The sequence below is a fragment of the Kitasatospora sp. NPDC056800 genome, assembly GCF_042789775.1.
In the GTDB taxonomy this organism is placed as follows: Bacteria; Actinomycetota; Actinomycetes; order Streptomycetales; family Streptomycetaceae; genus Kitasatospora.
Genome location: NZ_JBHUAL010000044.1, coordinates 13,656 through 29,775, shown reverse-complemented (window position 1 = coordinate 29,775; position 16,120 = coordinate 13,656). Strand labels below are relative to the sequence as shown.

The 16,120-nt window shown below is 74.6% G+C and carries 13 protein-coding genes; 10 read left to right on the top strand and 3 right to left on the bottom strand.

The window, feature by feature from the left end; all coding sequences use genetic code 11:
* Positions 1–22 precede the first annotated feature (22 nt).
* On the top strand, positions 23–1,879 hold the full coding sequence (locus ACFRQN_RS12970; RefSeq protein WP_380740237.1) for a protein kinase: 1,857 nt from the start codon (positions 23–25) through the stop codon (positions 1,877–1,879).
* Positions 1,880–1,945: 66 nt separating this feature from the next.
* Here the strand turns inward: ACFRQN_RS12970 and ACFRQN_RS12965 are convergent, their stop codons facing one another.
* Positions 1,946–3,886 (bottom strand): FAD/NAD(P)-binding protein, encoded by a 1,941-nt coding sequence (locus tag ACFRQN_RS12965; RefSeq protein WP_380740235.1) that lies wholly within the window; start codon positions 3,884–3,886, stop codon positions 1,946–1,948.
* Complete coding sequence (locus ACFRQN_RS12960; protein ID WP_380740233.1) at positions 3,883–4,836, bottom strand: amino acid ABC transporter permease; 954 nt, start codon at positions 4,834–4,836, stop codon at positions 3,883–3,885. Before ACFRQN_RS12960 ends, ACFRQN_RS12965 begins: the two co-directional genes overlap by 4 nt.
* A 639-nt stretch (positions 4,837–5,475) precedes the next feature.
* Here ACFRQN_RS12960 and ACFRQN_RS12955 point away from each other — a divergent pair.
* From ACFRQN_RS12955 to ACFRQN_RS12920, 8 genes are all read left to right on the top strand, one after another.
* Positions 5,476–6,630 carry an LLM class flavin-dependent oxidoreductase gene (locus ACFRQN_RS12955; RefSeq protein ID WP_380740231.1) on the top strand — a complete coding sequence of 385 codons (1,155 nt, stop codon included), beginning with the start codon at positions 5,476–5,478 and terminating at the stop codon, positions 6,628–6,630.
* A complete protein-coding gene (locus ACFRQN_RS12950) occupies positions 6,627–7,145 on the top strand; it encodes a GNAT family N-acetyltransferase (RefSeq protein ID WP_049655459.1) in 519 nt (172 codons plus the stop codon). Before ACFRQN_RS12955 ends, ACFRQN_RS12950 begins: the two co-directional genes overlap by 4 nt.
* A 10-nt stretch (positions 7,146–7,155) precedes the next feature.
* Positions 7,156–8,100 carry an ABC transporter substrate-binding protein gene (locus tag ACFRQN_RS12945; protein WP_380740229.1) on the top strand — a complete coding sequence of 315 codons (945 nt, stop codon included), beginning with the start codon at positions 7,156–7,158 and terminating at the stop codon, positions 8,098–8,100.
* A 28-nt stretch (positions 8,101–8,128) separates the two neighbouring features.
* Positions 8,129–9,142 (top strand): amino acid ABC transporter permease, encoded by a 1,014-nt coding sequence (locus ACFRQN_RS12940; protein ID WP_079271885.1) that lies wholly within the window; start codon positions 8,129–8,131, stop codon positions 9,140–9,142.
* 53 nt (positions 9,143–9,195) lie between these two features.
* Positions 9,196–9,948: an amino acid ABC transporter ATP-binding protein gene (locus ACFRQN_RS12935; RefSeq protein ID WP_049655467.1), complete on the top strand. Its 753-nt coding sequence runs from the start codon at positions 9,196–9,198 to the stop codon at positions 9,946–9,948.
* Between the two features lie 44 nt (positions 9,949–9,992).
* Positions 9,993–10,973 carry an ABC transporter substrate-binding protein gene (locus ACFRQN_RS12930; RefSeq protein ID WP_375876485.1) on the top strand — a complete coding sequence of 327 codons (981 nt, stop codon included), beginning with the start codon at positions 9,993–9,995 and terminating at the stop codon, positions 10,971–10,973.
* 115 nt (positions 10,974–11,088) lie between these two features.
* Positions 11,089–12,300, top strand: coding sequence for a serine/threonine-protein kinase (locus ACFRQN_RS12925; protein ID WP_074001441.1), 1,212 nt, complete (start codon positions 11,089–11,091; stop codon positions 12,298–12,300).
* A gap of 204 nt (positions 12,301–12,504) precedes the next feature.
* Positions 12,505–13,356, top strand: coding sequence for a fumarylacetoacetate hydrolase family protein (locus ACFRQN_RS12920; protein ID WP_375876482.1), 852 nt, complete (start codon positions 12,505–12,507; stop codon positions 13,354–13,356).
* Positions 13,357–13,430: 74 nt separating this feature from the next.
* On the opposite strand, the gene ACFRQN_RS12915 is transcribed toward ACFRQN_RS12920, so the two are convergent.
* Complete coding sequence (locus ACFRQN_RS12915) at positions 13,431–14,165, bottom strand: TetR/AcrR family transcriptional regulator (protein WP_380740226.1); 735 nt, start codon at positions 14,163–14,165, stop codon at positions 13,431–13,433.
* A gap of 119 nt (positions 14,166–14,284) precedes the next feature.
* Between ACFRQN_RS12915 and ACFRQN_RS12910 the strand changes: the two genes are divergently transcribed.
* The gene (locus ACFRQN_RS12910; RefSeq protein WP_380740224.1) at positions 14,285–16,009 is read left to right on the top strand and encodes a DUF885 domain-containing protein; all 1,725 of its coding nucleotides are present in this window, start codon (positions 14,285–14,287) and stop codon (positions 16,007–16,009) included.
* Positions 16,010–16,120 lie beyond the last annotated feature (111 nt).

The following is a 16,120-nucleotide window of genomic DNA, read 5'->3' as shown; positions in this document are numbered from 1 at the left end:
TCATGGCGGGAGGGGAGCGCGCGTGCGAGTCGGGGACGTCCTGGACGGCCGGTACGAGCTGGTGGAGAAGCTCGGGCAGGGCGGGTTCGGGGTGGTGTGGCGGGCCGAGGACACCCGGATGGGGCGGCCGGTGGCGGTCAAGGTCATCGGGCACCACGGCGGCGACCGGGCGAAGGCCGCGCTGCGGTTCGTCCGGGAGGCCGGCGCGGCCGGCAACCTCTCGCACCCGCACATCGTCACGGTGCACGACCTCGGGCAGTGCGAGCTCGGCGGCGAGGAGGTCACCTACCTGGTGATGGAGCTGCTCACCGGCCGCACCCTCACCGAGGTGCTGGAGGCGGGGGTGCCCGAGCCCGGGCTCAGCCTGCGCTGGGGGCGGCAGATCAGCGGCGCGCTGGCGGCCGCGCACGACGCGGGCATGGTGCACCGGGACATCAAGCCGGACAACGTGATGATCACCGACGCCGGGCACCTGAAGGTGCTGGACTTCGGCATCGCCCAGCTGGACACCGGCGCGGGCGGGCTGACCACCACCGGGACGATCGTCGGCAGCCCGGCGTACATGGCGCCCGAGCGGTGGACCGGCGGCCGGGTGGACGGGCGGGCCGACCTGTACGCGCTGGGCTGCGTCCTGGTCGAACTCTTCACCGGGGCACGGCCGTTCGGCGGGGACTCGACGCCGGTGCTGATGTACCAGCACCTCAACGAGGTGCCCGCGCCGCTGGACCCGGCACAGTTCGGGCTGCCGCCGCAGGTGGCCGGGCTGGTCGCGGAGCTGCTGGCGAAGGACCCGGCGGACCGGCCGGCCGACGCCCGTACGGTCGAGCGGCGGCTCGCCGAGCTGGCCGGGTGGGCGGGCGGCCGGGCGGGTGCGCCGGCGCCGGTGCCGACGGTGGTGGAGCGGCCGGCGCCGGTGGTGCCGCCTCCGCCGAGCGCCCCGCCGGTCGTCCCCGCGCCCGCCGTGCCGCCCGCCGTGCCGCCTGCCGTTCCCGCTCCCGCCGTTCCCGCTCCCGCCGCGCCGCCCGCCGTCCCGTCGGTGCTGCCGCCGCTGACCACGCCGCCGGTGACGGCCGCGCCGCCCTCCGAGGCCGTACGGGCCGGGCTGCGCGAGCGCCGGTCGGCCGCCTACCGGGCGGCGACGGCCGGCGAGTCGGCGATGCTCCTGCAGACCGTCGCCCAGGAGTGCGTGACCGTGCTCGGCGCGAGCGACCGGGACACCCTGTGCACCTGGCGGGACTTCGCCTGGTACCTCAGCCGGACCGGGGACCTGAACGGCGCGATCCGGCTGCTGACCGCCCTGGTGGGCGACATGCGCTCGGCGCTCGGCCCGCTCGACCCGGACACCCTCGGCGCCCGCTACCACCTGGTCTGGTGCGTCGGCGAGAGCGGTGCGCCGATCACCACGATCCGGCTGATGCACGAGCTGCTGCCCGACCTGCACGCCGCCTGGGGCCCGTACGACCCCCGGGTCCTGAAGGCCCGGCACGACCTCGCGCTGCACCAGGCCAACCGGGGCGACCCGCAGGGCGCGGTGATCCAGCTGCACGGGCTGCTGCCGGACCTCGCCCGGGTGCTGGGCGAGCAGCACCCGAGCACCGTGCAGGCCTGGCAGGACCTGGCCGGCTACCAGCGGCAGCTGGCCGAGGCCGGCCGCAAGGGGCCGGGGCCGCGCCGCCGGACGCCGCGGATGAGCCCGATGGAGGCGCTGGTGCTGGTGCGGCGGCTGCGGGTGTGGGACTTCGCCACCGACGAGCAGGCCCGGGCCTGCATGGACGCGCTGGACCGGGGGATCGGCCTGAAGGGCGTCGCGGACGTGGTGTTCGACGCGCCGGACCACGTCTCGGACGAGGACCTGGTGGAGGAGATCTTCGGGGCCTGAGCGCCGCCGCCACGGCGCCCAGGCCACGCCGGTGCCGTCGCCGCGGTGCTCAGGCCGATACCGCCGTCACCGAGCGCACGCCGCCAGCGCCGGGGCGGCCGCCGGGAGCGCGGCCAGGGCCCGGAGCAGGGCGCGGGCGGCGGCGTCGTTCTGCCGGAAGCCGGGGGCGTCGGCGCGGGGGCGGGCGAAGGCGGCGGCCGCGCGCAGGCTGGTGTGCGGGCCGAGGGCGGTGCGGCGCGGGTGCGGGGCGCCGCCGAGGGCCGGGTCCAGCAGCCGACTGTCGCCGGCGGCGATGGTGACCAGGCCGGAGCGGTGGGTGTAGTCCGGGTCGGTGACCACTTCCTCGACGATCCGTCCGGTGCGGTGCAGTTCGCCGAGCACCGGGTCCAGGGTGCGGGCCAGCGCGTGCTTGGGCAGGTACGCCTCGACCAGGGCCGTCGCGGTGACGTGGTGGCCGGGCACGGTGGCGCCGGAGGCCCGCCAGGTGCCGCTCGCCTCGTCCCGTTCGATCCGTACGTCCGCGCCGAGGAAGCGCACCACCCCGGCCTCGGAGAGGGCGAGCAGCTGGCGCAGCCGGAACCCGGGCGGGCCGGAGGCGAGGAAGCTGAAGTAGCCGAAGAACCACTCGTCCACCTCCTCGGCGAGGGAGCGGGCGGTGAGCCGGCCGCTGGCGACGACCCGGGGGAGCCGGCCGAACAGCGAGAGCAGGGCGAGGAAGGCGCCGAGGTCGGCGCTGTGCGCGGGGTCGGCGCGGCGGTCGGCGTCGGCGGTGACGTACCCGCGCAGGTGCGCCTGGAGCTCCTCGTCGGTGCCGAGTTCGAGCCCGGCCAGCGGGTGGTCGAGCCGTTCGAAGTCGATCCGGTCGGCCGGGTCGGGGACGGCCTCGGCGACCAGGGCGGCGAGTTCGGGGGAGTACCAGGCGTGCCGGTCGTAGCGGGCGAGGAACTCCGGCCAGGGCAGGGCGGTGCGTCCGGGGTGGGCGTGGAACAGCTCGTGGTAGTGCCCGAAGGCGATCTCCTTGGCCATCAACGGCCAGAAGTCGCGCCGCAGTTCGAGCTGTCCGCCGGTGGCGAGCACGGCGTCCACGGCGGCCTCGTCGAAGTACCGGGGGAGCGGGGCGGGCGGCCCCTGGAGCCGGTAGCCGGTCTTGGAGTGGTACGGGACGCCGCGCCGGGAGCCGAGGTGGAGCACCGGCTCGCGGCCGGAGGGGAGGTAGCGCAGGGCGGGCCCGTCCCCGGTGGGCTCGAAGCGGCCGCCGCGGCCCTCGGTGAGCAGGGCGACCAGGTCCACCGAGGCGAGGCCGAGGCCGCGCAGCACCACGTGTTCGCCGGGGGCGAGGGCGGCCAGGTCGTCGGCCGCGTCGGCGGAGTAGGCGGGCGGGAGGTGGAAGCGGCCGTGCCGGGCGGCGAACCGGGCGTCGGCGGCGTAGCGCGGGTGCGGGACGGAGTCGAGGTGGCCGAGGGTGAGCACGACGTGGTCGGCGGCGAGGGTCCGGTCGCCGAGGCGGACGGTCTGCGGGCCGTCGGCCGGGCCCTCGATCCGGCGGACGGTGTCGCGGTGGACGGTGACCGTGACGTGCGCCGGCAGTTCGGCGACGGCGCGGCGGAACACCCAGTCCAGGTAGGCGCTCTGGGCCCGGCGGGTGGGGAAGTCGGTGGGGGCGAGGGTGCGCAGCTCGGCCCGGACGGCCGGGTCGGCGACCTCCCGGTAGGGCGCGAACTCCTCCTGCCGGGGCGCCCATTCGGCGAGCGAGGGGCCGGGGCGGACCGGTCCGTCGAGGGTGGAGCGCTCGTCGGTGAACATGGTGACGTCCTCGGCCATCGAGTTCATCCGCAGCAGCGGGGACTGGTCGTGGCGCCAGATCCGGCCCGCGCCCGGCGGGTACGGGTCGACCAGGTGGATCGCCAACGGCCGGTCGGCGGGCAGGAGTTCGGCGGCGTTGGCGGCGATCCGCTCCAGCAGCCCGGTGCCGCGCGGGCCGGCGCCGACGATGACGAGCTCCGTCATGCCCGCACCACCTTGACGAGGGCCGCGCGGGCCCGCTGCAGCGGGGTGGGCGGCAGGCCGTCGCGGGTGGCGCCCCGGGCGAAGCGGCGCTCCACGTAGTACTGGCCGATGGACAGCAGGGTGGTGACCACCAGGTACCAGATGGTGGCGACCATCAGCATCGGGATGACCTGGTACGACTGGAGGTAGACCAGCTGCACCGAGTAGAGCAGGTCGGAGACGGCCAGCACGCTGACGATGCTGGTGCCCTTGAGCGCGCCGATCAGCATGTTCCCGGCGGTCGGCACGATCGCCCGCATCGCCTGCGGCACCACGATCCGGCGCAGCACCCGCCACCGGCCGAGCCCGAGCGCGGCCGCCGCCTCCAGTTGGCCGCGGTCGACGGAGAGGATGCCGCCGCGGATCACCTCGGCGGCGTACGCGGTCTCCAGCAGGGTGAGGCCGATGACGGCGGTGAGGGTGGGGCCCATCAGGTTGACGGTCTTGACCGTGACGAACTCGGGGCCGAACGGGATGCCCAGGCCGAGGGTCGGGTAGAGCGCGCCGATGTTGAAGAAGAACAGCAGCTGCACCAGTGGCGGGGTGGAGCGGAACACCCAGATGTAGCCCCAACTGAGCGTGCGCAGGACGGGGTTGTCGGACAGCCGCATGGTGGCGAGGACGGTGCCGAGCACGAAGCCGAGGGCGAGGGTGGCGGCGGTCAGCCAGAGGGTCAGGGCGAGGCCGTCGAGCACGGAGCGGGCGGTGAACCAGTCGGCGACCATGCTCCACTGGAAGGCCTTGTTGCGGACCACCGAGTTGACCGCCATCGCGGCCAGCAGCAGGGCGACGGCGGCCGCGGCCCACTGGCCGGGCTTGCGGCGGGCGACGATCCGGGCCTCGGGGGCGGGCGGCGCGTCGGGGCGGTCGAGGAGGGCGGGGGCGGGCAGGACGTCCTGCGGGGTGGCCATGGCGGCGGCTCCTGGGCGGAGTGCGGGCGGGGAGAGGTACGGCGGTGGTCACGTACGGGGGCGGCGGCCCGTGTCCCTCAACACGGCCGGCGCGTGGCACTGCACTCCGCGTCGATCGTACGCACGCGCGATCGACGGCTGTCAAGGGTGGTCGGGGGTGCCGGACGGCTTCGTCGAAGCGCGTCGAAAAACCGACAGGAGATCGCAACAGTGCGGCAATGATGGATGGTTGACGTACCGATCGGCCGACTGTTCAACTTGGGGCCATGTACGCCGAGCAGCCCCTGGTCACCCGCGACCACATCGACTTCGGTCGGGTGTGGTCCGCGGCGTGTCGCGGCTGACCCGGCAGCGGGCCGCCCGTCCGGCCTGATCCCCCGGCGGGGAGAGCCCTCCCTCGGACCGCCCCGTCGCGGCCGGATCCGTCGTCGACGACCGGCGACGCGTCAGGCCCCCGCTGCCGCCGATGACCCCGCACTGCGCTCCGGCCCTCCCGCGCTCCGGCCCTCCCGTCGTCCGGTACCTCCGCTCCCGCACCCCTCCCACCGTCACCCGCTCGACGGCCGCCCCGCCGCGGCCGCCTCCGGTGCCGCCCACCCGCGGTCCACCGGACCTCCACCCACCCCGAAAGGTTCCGCCATGCCCGTCGAATTCCTCGGCATCGCCGCCACCGGCGACGGTTCGGAGACCACCGCCCGCACCACCGCAGCCTTCGACCGCGACTACACCCTGCGGCTGGCCCGGGCGCACGAGGACCACGGCTGGGACCGGGTGCTCTTCGCGTACGGGGCCGGCGCCCCCGAGCCGGCGGCCGCGGCGGCCTTCCTCGCCTCGCACCTGGACCGCCTCCAGATCCTGCTGGCGCACCGGCCGAACGTCTCCTACCCGACCTTCGCGGCCAAGACCTTCGCGACGCTCGACCGGATCAGCGACGGCCGGCTGACCGTCCACTTCATCACCGGCGGCAACGACCACGAGCAGCAGCGCGAGGGCGACTTCCTGACCAAGGACCAGCGCTACGAGCGCACCCGCGAGTACATCGGCATCGTCAAGAAGGCCTGGACCAGCCGGGAGCCCTTCGACCACGAGGGCCCGCACTACCGCTTCAACGACTTCGTCTCGGACGTCTTCCCCGTGCAGCAGCCGCGCCCCGGGGTCTCCTTCGGCGGCTCCTCGGACGCGGCCTACGCGGCCGGCGGCGCCGAGGCGGACGTCTACTGCCTGTGGGGCGAGCCGCTGGCCCGCACCGCCGAGCAGATCGAGCGGGTGCGGGAGGCGGCCCGGGCCGCCGGGCGCACCGACGTGCCGCGGATCCAGGTGGCGTTCCGGCCGATCATCGCGCCGACCGAGGCGCTGGCCTGGGAGAAGGCGCACCGGACGGTGGCCGCGATCCGGGCCCGCCGGGGCGCCGACCGGCCGGAGAGCACCCCCGAGGCCGTGACACCCGAGAACACCGGCTCCCGGCGGCTGATCGAGATCGCCGAGGCCGGCGAGCGCTACGACCGCGCGCTGTGGACCCCGACCGCCGCGGCGACCGGCGGGGCGGGCAACTCCAACGCGCTGGTCGGCACCCCGGAGACGGTCGCCCAGGCGCTGCTCGACTACTACGACCTCGGTGTGGACATCCTCTCCGCGCGCGGCTACCACCTGCTGGACGACGCGATCGACTTCGGCCGGTACGTCATCCCGATCGTCCGCGAGGAGGTCGCCAAGCGGGACGCCGCCAAGGCCGGGGCCGCCCGGGCCGAGCGGGCCGAGCGCGACCGCCACCAGCTGATCGCGGCGCAGGCGTGAGCGCGGCCGGCGGGTGGGAGTTCCGCAAGGCGTCCGTCGACGACCCCCTGGTCGAACCGCTGCTGCGCGAGCTCACCCACGAGTACGTCACCCGGTACGGCCCCGAGGCGCACCAGGAGATGACCCGCTACCCGGGGGAGGCCTTCGCCGAGCCGCACGGCGTGCTGCTGCTCCTGCTGGAGGACGGCGAACCGGTGGCCGGCGGCGCGTACAAGCGCTACGACGAGCGCACCGCCGAGGTGAAGCGGATGTGGACGCACTCCGCGCACCGCCGCCGGGGCCTGGCCCGCCGGGTGCTGGCCGAGCTGGAGCGGACGGCCGTAGCGGCCGGCTACAGCCGGTTCTACCTCACCACCGGGCCGCGCCAGCCCGAGGCCAGGAACCTCTACCTGGCGGCCGGCTACACCCCGCTGTTCGACGTCTCGGCCGATCCGCTGACCATCGGCCCGCTCCCCTTCGAGAAGCGGCTGCCGGTCCTCGGACCGCAGTCGCCCGTTCTGGCCCACACTCCCTGAAAGGCCCCCCGTGAGAACCAGCACCGTCCGCCGCCGCCTGCTCGCGACCGCCGCCCTGCTGCCGGTCCTGGCCCTGGCCGCCTGCGGCTCGGACCCGAAGATCGCGGGCGCGGCGGCGGGCGGTCCGTCCGCCGCCGCCACCGAGGACCTCGTCTCCGGCCTCAGGACCTCGCAGGCCGCCGCCGCGCTGCTGCCCGAGGACGTCCGCGCCGCCGGCACGATCAGGTTCGGCTCGTCCTTCGGCACGCCGCCCAGCGCCTTCTACACCGACCAGGCCGACCGGAGGCCCGCCGGGATCGACGTGGACTTCACCGACGCGGTGGCCAAGCTGCTCGGCCTGACCGTGCAGCGCGAGCAGGCCGCCTTCGAGACCATCCTGCCCGCCCTGGACAGCGGGAAGTACGACGTCGGCACCGGCAACTTCGGGGTCACCGCGGCCCGGCTGAAGACCATCGACTTCGTCACCTACATCGACGACGGCCAGGGCTTCGCGGTGAAGAAGGACAACACCGCGATCCAGCCGGTCACCGACCTGGTCCAGCTGTGCGGACTGACCATCGGCACCGGCGCCGGCACCACCTTCGAGACCACCCTCAACAGCCGGAAGAGCGTCTGCACCGACGCCGGGAAGAAGCCGTACGAGGTCAAGGCGTTCAGCGAGAGCGGCGCCCTGCTGACCAGCCTCCAGCAGGGCCGGGTGGACATCGAGATGTCCACCATCAACGGCCTGCGCCACCAGGTCGCGCAGGAGGCCTCCGGGACCCGCTTCCTCAACGAGTTCCACCGCCTCGACGTCGGCTTCGCCCTGAAGAAGGGCTCGAAGCTCGCCCCGGCCCTCCAGTCGGCGGTCAACCAGCTGATCAAGGACGGGACGTACGAGCGGATCCTGCGCAAGTGGGGGGTCGCCGAGTCGGCGATCAAGGAGTCGCAGATCAGCCCGCCCGAGCACGCCTGAGCGCCGGCCCGAGCGAAGGAGACCCCCGATGACCACCGCCACCACCGCCACCACCGGGACCAGCGCGGCCCCGCCCAGCCGGCCGGCCCCGGCCGCCGCCCTCGACCTCGACCGGCTGGCCGGCCTGCGCACCGTCCCCGCCCGGCACCCCTGGCGCTGGGCCGCCGGGATCGCCGCGCTGGTCGTGCTCGCCCAGTTCGCCCACGGCCTGGCCACCAACCCCGGCTGGGACTGGGCCACCTTCCGGCTCTACTTCACCGCCGACACCATCCTCCGGGCGATCGGACGGACCCTCGAACTCACCGCCTACGGCACGGTGCTGGGCTTCCTGCTGGGCACCGTGGTGGCCGCGATGCGGCTGTCCCGCAGCGCGATCCTGCGCTCCATCGCCTGGGCCTACGTGTGGGTGTTCCGCTCGATCCCGCTGATCGTCCAGCTGGTGTTCTGGTTCAACCTCTCCTACCTGTACAAGCGGTTCGGGATTGGCATCCCGTTCGGCCCGACCTTCGGCGAGGTCGAGACGGTCGGCGTGCTCAGCGCGCTCGGCGCGGCGGTGCTCGGCCTCGGGCTGCACCAGGCCGCGTTCGCCGCCGAGATCATCCGCGGCGGCATCATCGCGGTGGACGCCGGCCAGCGCGAGGCCGCCGCCGCGCTCGGCATCCCGCGCTGGCGGCAGGGCCGGCGGATCGTGCTGCCGCAGGCCATGCGCGGCATCCTGCCGGCCGCCGCCAACGAGGTGATCTCGCTGCTCAAGGGCACCTCGGTGGTCTACGTGATGGCCATCGGCGAGCTCTTCTACCAGGCCCAGGTGGTCTACGGCCGCACCGGCCGGGTGGTGCCGCTGCTGATGGTCGCTACCGTCTGGTACGTGCTGCTGACCACCGTGCTCTCGGTCGGCCAGTACTACGTCGAGCGCCACTTCGCCCGCGGCGCCCAGCGCACCCCGCCGCCCACCCCGTGGCAGCGCGTCCGGGCCCTCGCCCGGAGCCTGCCGGACCGCACCCGGCCCGCCGCCGCCCGTACCCCCGGAGGACAGTCGTGACCACCCTGACGAAGCCCGAGCCGAGCCCGGCCGCCCCGACCCCGGCCGCCCCGATGGTGCAGGTCCGCGGCCTGCACAAGAGCTTCGGCCGGCTGGAGGTGCTGCGCGGGGTCGACCTGGACGTCCCGGCCGGCTCGGTGACCGTGGTGCTCGGCCCGTCCGGCTCCGGCAAGTCCACCCTGCTGCGCGCGATCAACCACCTGGAGAAGCTGGACCGCGGCCACGTCGCCATCGACGGCGAGCTGATCGGCTACCGCCGCTCCGGCGACCGGCTGTACGAGCTCAAGGAGCGCGAGGTGCTGCGCCAGCGCACCGGCATCGGCTTCGTGTTCCAGAACTTCAACCTGTTCCCGCACCTCACCGTGCTGGAGAACCTGGTCGAGGCGCCGGTCTCCGCGCTGCGCCGCCCCCGGGCCGAGGCCAGGGCGACGGCGCTGGCGCTGCTGGAGCGGGTCGGGCTGGCCGACAAGGCCGCCGCCTACCCCCGGCAGCTGTCCGGCGGCCAGCAGCAGCGGGTGGCGATCGCCCGGGCGCTGGCGCTGGAGCCGAAGGTGCTGCTGTTCGACGAGCCGACCTCGGCGCTCGACCCGGAGCTGGTCGGCGAGGTGCTGGACGTCATCAAGGACCTGGCCCGCAGCGGCACCACGATGATCGTGGTCACCCACGAGATCGGCTTCGCCCGCGAGGTCGCCGACACCGTGGTCTTCATGGACGGCGGCGTGGTGGTCGAGCAGGGCCCGCCCGCCGAGGTCCTGGACCGGCCGCGGCACGAGCGCACCCGGGCCTTCCTGGCCAAGGTCCTCTGACCTTCCCTTTCCCCAACCCCCCTTCACCGAGCAGGAGTTCCGCCATGTCCCTACCCCGTCGCGCCCTCGTGACCGCCGCCGCGCTCACCGCAGCCCTCGTCCTGGCCGGCTGCGGCAGCGGCGCCACGGGCGCGGCGGGGGAGCTCGCCCCGGCCAAGGGCAGCACCGCGCCGGACGGCACGGTGGTGAACCTGTCGCCGAACCAGGAACGGGTCACCACGCCCAAGGTCGACGCGATCGCCGCGCTGGTCCCGGAGGAGATCAGACGGAAGGGGACGCTGAGCGTCGTCGACTCCATCGGCTCCACCCCGCCGCTGGACTTCTACGCCAACGACGACAAGACCATCATCGGCGTCGAACCGGACCTCGCCCTCCTGATCGGCAACGTGCTCGGCCTCAAGGTCGAGTTCAACCCGGTCTCCTGGGAGAACATCTTCGTCGGCCTGGACAGCGGCAAGTACGACGTCGGCCTGTCCAACATCACCGTCACCGAGGCGCGCAAGGAGAAGTACGACTTCGCCACCTACCGGCTGGACGTCCTGGGCTTCGAGGCGAAGAAGGGCGGCGGCCTCAAGGTCACCGGCCCCAGGGACCTCGCGGGCAAGGCGGTCGGCGTCGCCACCGGCACCAACCAGGAGAAGCTGCTGGTCTCCTGGAGCGAGGAGAACGTCAGGAACGGCCTCAAGCCGATCGACATCAAGTACTTCCAGGGCACCGAGTACTACCTGGCGCTCTCCTCCGGCCGGATCGAGGTCTACACCGGCCCCAACCCCAGCCTGGCCTTCCACGCCGTGCAGACCGGCGAGACCGAGGTCGTCGGCACCTATTCGGGCGGCGGCGCGGACGTCCTCGGCAAGATCGCGGCGACCACCCGGAAGGACAACGGCCTGGTCAAGGCGTTGAACGGGGCGATCGACGAGGTGATCAGGAACGGCACGTACGGGCAGGTGCTCAAGCGCTGGGGCCTGGACAACGAGGCCGTGAAGAGCTCCGAGATCAACCCGCCCGGGCTGCCCAAGCCGTAGCCATGGGAAGTGGGCCCGGCTCGTTCACCCGTTCGTCCCCGCCCGCCGCTATGGTGACCCCTCCGACCCCTCCGGCGGCGAACGCCGAGCGGGCGCGGTCGGGTTGGGGGAGGGAATGGAGAAGGGCGAGGTGCTCGGCGGCCGCTTCCGGCTGGAGCAGGAGCTGGGCCGGGGCGGCTTCGGCGTGGTCTGGCGGGCGACCGACACGACCATCGACCGGCCGGTCGCGGTCAAGGTGCTGCTCGCCGAGCACGCCACCGACCGGGAGGCGGTCAGCCGGTTCGTCCGCGAGGCCCGGACGGCCGGCGGCCTCAACAACCCGCACATCGTCACCGTGTACGACTACGGGTGGACGGAGTCCGGCTCCGGGAAGATCCCGTACCTGGTGATGGAGCTGGTCCGCGGCCGGGCGCTGTCCGAGGTGCTCAAGGACGGCCGGCCGGACCACAAGCAGGGGCTGCGCTGGATGCGGCACGTGTGCAAGGCGCTGGACGCCGCGCACCGCTCGGGGATCGTCCACCGGGACATCAAGCCCGAGAACGTGATGATCGTGGAGGACGGGGAGCGGGCCAAGGTCCTGGACTTCGGCATCGCCCGACTGGTCACCCAGACCGTCCGGCTCACCTCCACCGGCAACGTCGTCGGCACCGTCCCGTACCTGGCGCCCGAGTGCTGGTCCGGCGGCCCGGTGGACGGCCGGGCCGACCTCTACGCGCTCGGCATCATGCTGTACGAGGTCTGCACCGGCACCCGCCCGTTCCGCGCCGCCTCGGCCGCCGAGTACATGTACAAGCACCTGGAGGAGGTCCCGCCCCGGGTGCGCGGCAAGGACCCGGCCCTGGCCGGGCTGGTCGCCGAACTGCTCGCCAAGCGGCCCGGACAGCGGCCGGCCGGCGCCGCCGAGGTGCTGGAGCGGCTGCGCGCCATCCGGCCCGGGATGCTGCGCCCGGACGACCCCAGCCCGGAGCAGCTGCGCCGGCGGGCCGACCGGGCCTGGCGGCACGGGGAGGCCGGCGAGGCCGCGGAGGCGGTGGAGATCCTCACCGCGCTCGTCCCCGACTTCGCCCGGATCTGCGGCCCGGAGGACCCGCGCACCCTGCGCACCTGCCACGACCTGGCCCTCTGGCTGGCCCGGGACGGCAGCCCGGGCGCGGCCGCCGCCCTGCTGGACGAGCTGGCCCAGGTGCCCGGCGCCACCCCGGAGGCCCGGGCGGACGCCCGGCGCGACCTCGCGCACTGGCAGCGGGAGGCCGCCCGGCTCGGCCCGGGCCGGCCGCGGGCCGTCGCCCTGGCGGCGCTGCTCGGCGGCGGCGCGCAGGACGGCTGAGCCGCCGCCGCGCGGCCGGCCCGGCGGGTGTCAACCGTGCGGGCCGCCGAGCCGGGGCGGCGGCCGGAGCGCCAACCGGGAGGATTTCGCCCATCGGGACGGTCTGGCCCGCCGCCCCGGCGCGTTGGTATACCTCGTTGCCGGACTCGGGAGCGGCCTCCGGGCCGCCCCGGTGAGCTGCGACGAAAGGCTGGTGACGGATCGATGAAGCTCCTGCGCGTCGGACCCGCGGGCGCCGAGCGCCCGGTCGTCCTGGGTGAGGACGGCACCGCGTACGACCTCTCGGGGCGGACCCGCGACCTCGACGGGGCCTTCCTGGCCGGGCTGGACCCGGCCGCACTGGCCCGGGACGCGGCCGCCGGCGTCCTGCCGGTGCTGGACCTCGACGGCCTGCGGGTGGGCGCACCGGTGCCCCGGCCGGGCAAGGTGGTCGGCATCGGGCTCAACTACCGCGACCACGCGGCCGAGGCCGGGGCCGCGATCCCGGCCGAGCCGGTCATCTTCCTCAAGCCGGGCTCCACCGTGGTCGGCCCGTACGACGAGGTGCTGGTGCCGCGCGGCGGCGAGAAGACCGACTACGAGGCCGAGCTGGCCGTCGTGATCGGCCGCACCGCCCGCTACCTGGACTCGCACGCCGAGGCGGCCGGGGTGATCGCCGGGTACACGATCGCCAACGACGTCACCGAGCGGGCCTTCCAGTTCGAGCGCGGCGGCCAGTGGGACAAGGGCAAGTCGGCGGAGACCTTCACCCCGCTCGGGCCCTGGCTGGTCACCCCCGACGAGGTGGCCGACCCGCAGGCGCTGACCCTGCGGCTGTGGGTCAACGGCGAGCGGCGGCAGCACGGCAGCACCGCGGAGATGGTCTTCCCGGTGCTCGAACTGGTCCGCTACGCGAGCCGGTTCATGGTGCTGGAGCCCGGCGACGTGGTCATCACCGGCACCCCGGCGGGGGTCACCCTGGGCCGCCCCGGCACGCCGTACCTCGCCCCGGGCGACGTGGTCGAGATCGAGGTCGACGGGCTCGGCCGCCAGCGCCAGGTGCTCGGCAAGGCGTAATCACGTAGGCCGCCCCGACCCTTGGCACGGGGGTCGGGAGGGGCGCCGGGACCGCTCGGGTGCGGCCGCGCCGGCTAGGAGCCGCCGCCCAGCACCGCCCGCAGCCGCTCCGCCCGCTCCGGCCGCGGCCCCTCCAGCGCCAGCACCCCCGCCAGCACCTCGGCCGTCTGCGGGTCGTGCAGCGCGGTCGCCGCCGCCATCGCCGTGAACTGGTCCACCAGCCAGTCGCGCAGCTCCGCCACCGGCAGCGCGCGCCCCTCGTCCAGCCAGCTCAGCGACGCGCCCTCGACCACCGCGATCCAGGAGCGCACGAGCAGGGTCAGCCGCGGCCCGGCCTCCCGCACGCCCAGGTGGCGCAGCGTCCGGCGCAGCGCCTCCCGCCGGACGTCGTCCACGATCGCCGAGGTGCGGGCCGTCTCCACCACCGAACCGCCGCGCAGCAGCGCCGAGTAGCCCGCGTCGTGCTCGGCCACGAAGGCGAAGTAGCCGTCCAGCACCGCCGACAGCTGCTCGGACGGCGTCCCGCTCAGCCGTACCGCGAAGCGGCTGCTCAGCTCGTCCGCCGCGGTGCGCAGCGCGGCCTCGTACAACTGCTGCTTGCCGCCCGCGAAGTAGCGGTACACCAGCGGGCGGGAGGCCCCGGCGGCCTCGGCGACGTCGTCCAGGCCCACCTCCTCGGGCGGCCGGGAGGCGAACAGCTCCAGGGCGACCGCGATCAGCTGCTCGCGCCGCTGCTGGACCGGCAGCCGCCGGTAGCCGGTGCGGCGCGGGCGCGGCTCGGGTGCGGCCGGGGCGGGGCTGGCTTCCATGGCGGCCAAGCGTAATGGGCGCCGGACGGATCGGATCCGGTCGCGCCGAACGGATTTTCGCAGGCGAACCCGGCTCGCAAAGGGGTTGCAAAGCTGCCGCGCCACGAAATGATGTCCGAATGCGTGAAGAACTGATCACCGCCGCCGGCGCCACCCCTCGCCGCATCGCCGACGACCACGTCCGCGAACTGGCCGAGCTCGACCCGCTGACCGCGGTGTACCTCGGTCTCAACCTTGACGACGACCGGCTTCCCGACCTCTCCCCGGCCGGTCCCGAGGCCGTCGCCGACCTCGCCCGCCGCACCCTGGCGAAGCTCGACGAGGCCGAGCGGGCCGGTGCCGCCGACGACGAGGCGGAGCGCCGCTGCGCCCGGCTGCTGCGCGAGCGGCTGACCGCCGAACTCGCCGTCCACGAGGCGGGGGAGAACTTCCGCTCGCTGCGCAACCTGGGCTCCCCGGTGCACGACGTGCGGGAGTCCTTCACCCTGATGGGCACCGACACCGAGGCCGAGTGGCAGGTGATCGGCCGCCGGATGGCGCGGCTCCCGGAGGCGTTCGCGCAGTACCGGCGCACGTTGACGGAGGGCGTCGAGCGCGGCCTGCTGTCCGGCCCGCGCCAGGTGGCCACGGTGCTCGGGCAGTTCGCCGAGTGGCTGGGCGAGGACGCGCCCGCCGCCGAGCGGGTGCCCGGTGCCTGGTTCGGCACCTTCGTCCAGGGCGCGCCGGAGGGCCTGCACCCCGAGCTGTCGAAGCACGCGGTGGCCGCCGCCGAGGCGCTGGCGGAGCTGCGCGACTGGCTGCGCGACGTGTACGGCCCGGCCGCGGCCGGCGCCCCGGACACCGCGGGCCGGGAGCGCTACGTCCGCTGGGTGCGCTACTGGACCGGTGCCGACCTGGACCTCGACGAGGCCTACGCCTGGGCCTGGAGCGAGTTCCACGACCTGCTGGCGCAGATGGAGACCGAGGCCGAGAAGGTCCTGCCGGGCGCGGGTCCGCTCGCGGCGATGCGCTGGCTGGAGTCGGACGGCCCGGCGATCGAGGGTGCCGAGGCCGCCCGGGAGTACCTCCAGGGCCTGATGGACCAGGCCGTCCGGGACCTCCAGGGCACCCACTTCGACCTGGCCGAGCCGGTCACCCGGGTCGAGTCGAGGATCGCCCCGGCGGGCAGCGCCGCCGCGCCGTACTACACCGCGCCCTCGCTGGACTTCAGCCGCCCCGGGCGGACCTGGCTGCCGCTGGTCGGCCGGGACCGCTTCCCGGTCTGGGACCTGGTCTCCACCTGGTACCACGAGGGCGTCCCGGGCCACCACCTCCAGCTCGCGCAGTGGAACTACGTCGCCGACCGGCTCTCCACCTACCAGGTGAGCCTCGGCGGGGTGAGCGCCAACCTGGAGGGCTGGGCGCTGTACGCCGAGCGCCTGATGGACGAGCTCGGCTACCTCACCGACCCGGGCCACCGCCTGGGCTACCTCAACGCGCAGATGATGCGCGCGCTGCGGGTCATCGTCGACATCGGCATGCACGTGGGCCTGGACTTCCCGGCGGACTCCCCGTACCGGCCGGGCGAGCCGGTCGCCCCGGAGCACGCCCGGGAGTTCTTCGGCCTGTACTGCGGCCTGTCGGCCGACTTCCTGGACAGCGAGCTGGTCCGCTACCTGGGCCTGCCCGGCCAGGCGATCGGCTACAAGCTGGGCGAGCGCGCCTGGCTGCGCGGCCGGGCGGCGGCGAAGGCGGCGCACGAGGCGCGCGGCGAGGAGTTCGACCTCAAGGCCTGGCACATGGCGGCGCTCTCGCAGGGCTCGCTGGGGCTGGACGACCTGGTCGAGGAGCTCTCGGCGCTCTGAGCCACCACGCGGCGCGAGCCGTGGAACCAGGCCCCCGGGACTCGGTCCGCAGTCCCGGGGGCCTGGTTCTTTTGTCCTGAAGGTCTGATTTGGTGAGGTTTTTCCTTGCCA

Excerpts from the sequence above, each read along its gene's own strand:
- ACFRQN_RS12965 (WP_380740235.1), bottom strand. The coding sequence starts at position 3,886 with ATGACGGAGCTCGTCATCGTCGGCGCCGGCCCGCGCGGCACCGGGCTG.
- ACFRQN_RS12960 (WP_380740233.1), bottom strand. The coding sequence starts at position 4,836 with ATGGCCACCCCGCAGGACGTCCTGCCCGCCCCCGCCCTCCTCGACCGC.
- ACFRQN_RS12955 (WP_380740231.1), top strand. The coding sequence starts at position 5,476 with ATGCCCGTCGAATTCCTCGGCATCGCCGCCACCGGCGACGGTTCGGAG.
- ACFRQN_RS12940 (WP_079271885.1), top strand. The coding sequence starts at position 8,129 with ATGACCACCGCCACCACCGCCACCACCGGGACCAGCGCGGCCCCGCCC.
- ACFRQN_RS12935 (WP_049655467.1), top strand. The coding sequence starts at position 9,196 with ATGGTGCAGGTCCGCGGCCTGCACAAGAGCTTCGGCCGGCTGGAGGTG.
- ACFRQN_RS12930 (WP_375876485.1), top strand. The coding sequence starts at position 9,993 with ATGTCCCTACCCCGTCGCGCCCTCGTGACCGCCGCCGCGCTCACCGCA.
- ACFRQN_RS12925 (WP_074001441.1), top strand. The coding sequence starts at position 11,089 with ATGGAGAAGGGCGAGGTGCTCGGCGGCCGCTTCCGGCTGGAGCAGGAG.
- ACFRQN_RS12920 (WP_375876482.1), top strand. The coding sequence starts at position 12,505 with ATGAAGCTCCTGCGCGTCGGACCCGCGGGCGCCGAGCGCCCGGTCGTC.
- ACFRQN_RS12915 (WP_380740226.1), bottom strand. The coding sequence starts at position 14,165 with ATGGAAGCCAGCCCCGCCCCGGCCGCACCCGAGCCGCGCCCGCGCCGC.
- ACFRQN_RS12910 (WP_380740224.1), top strand. The coding sequence starts at position 14,285 with ATGCGTGAAGAACTGATCACCGCCGCCGGCGCCACCCCTCGCCGCATC.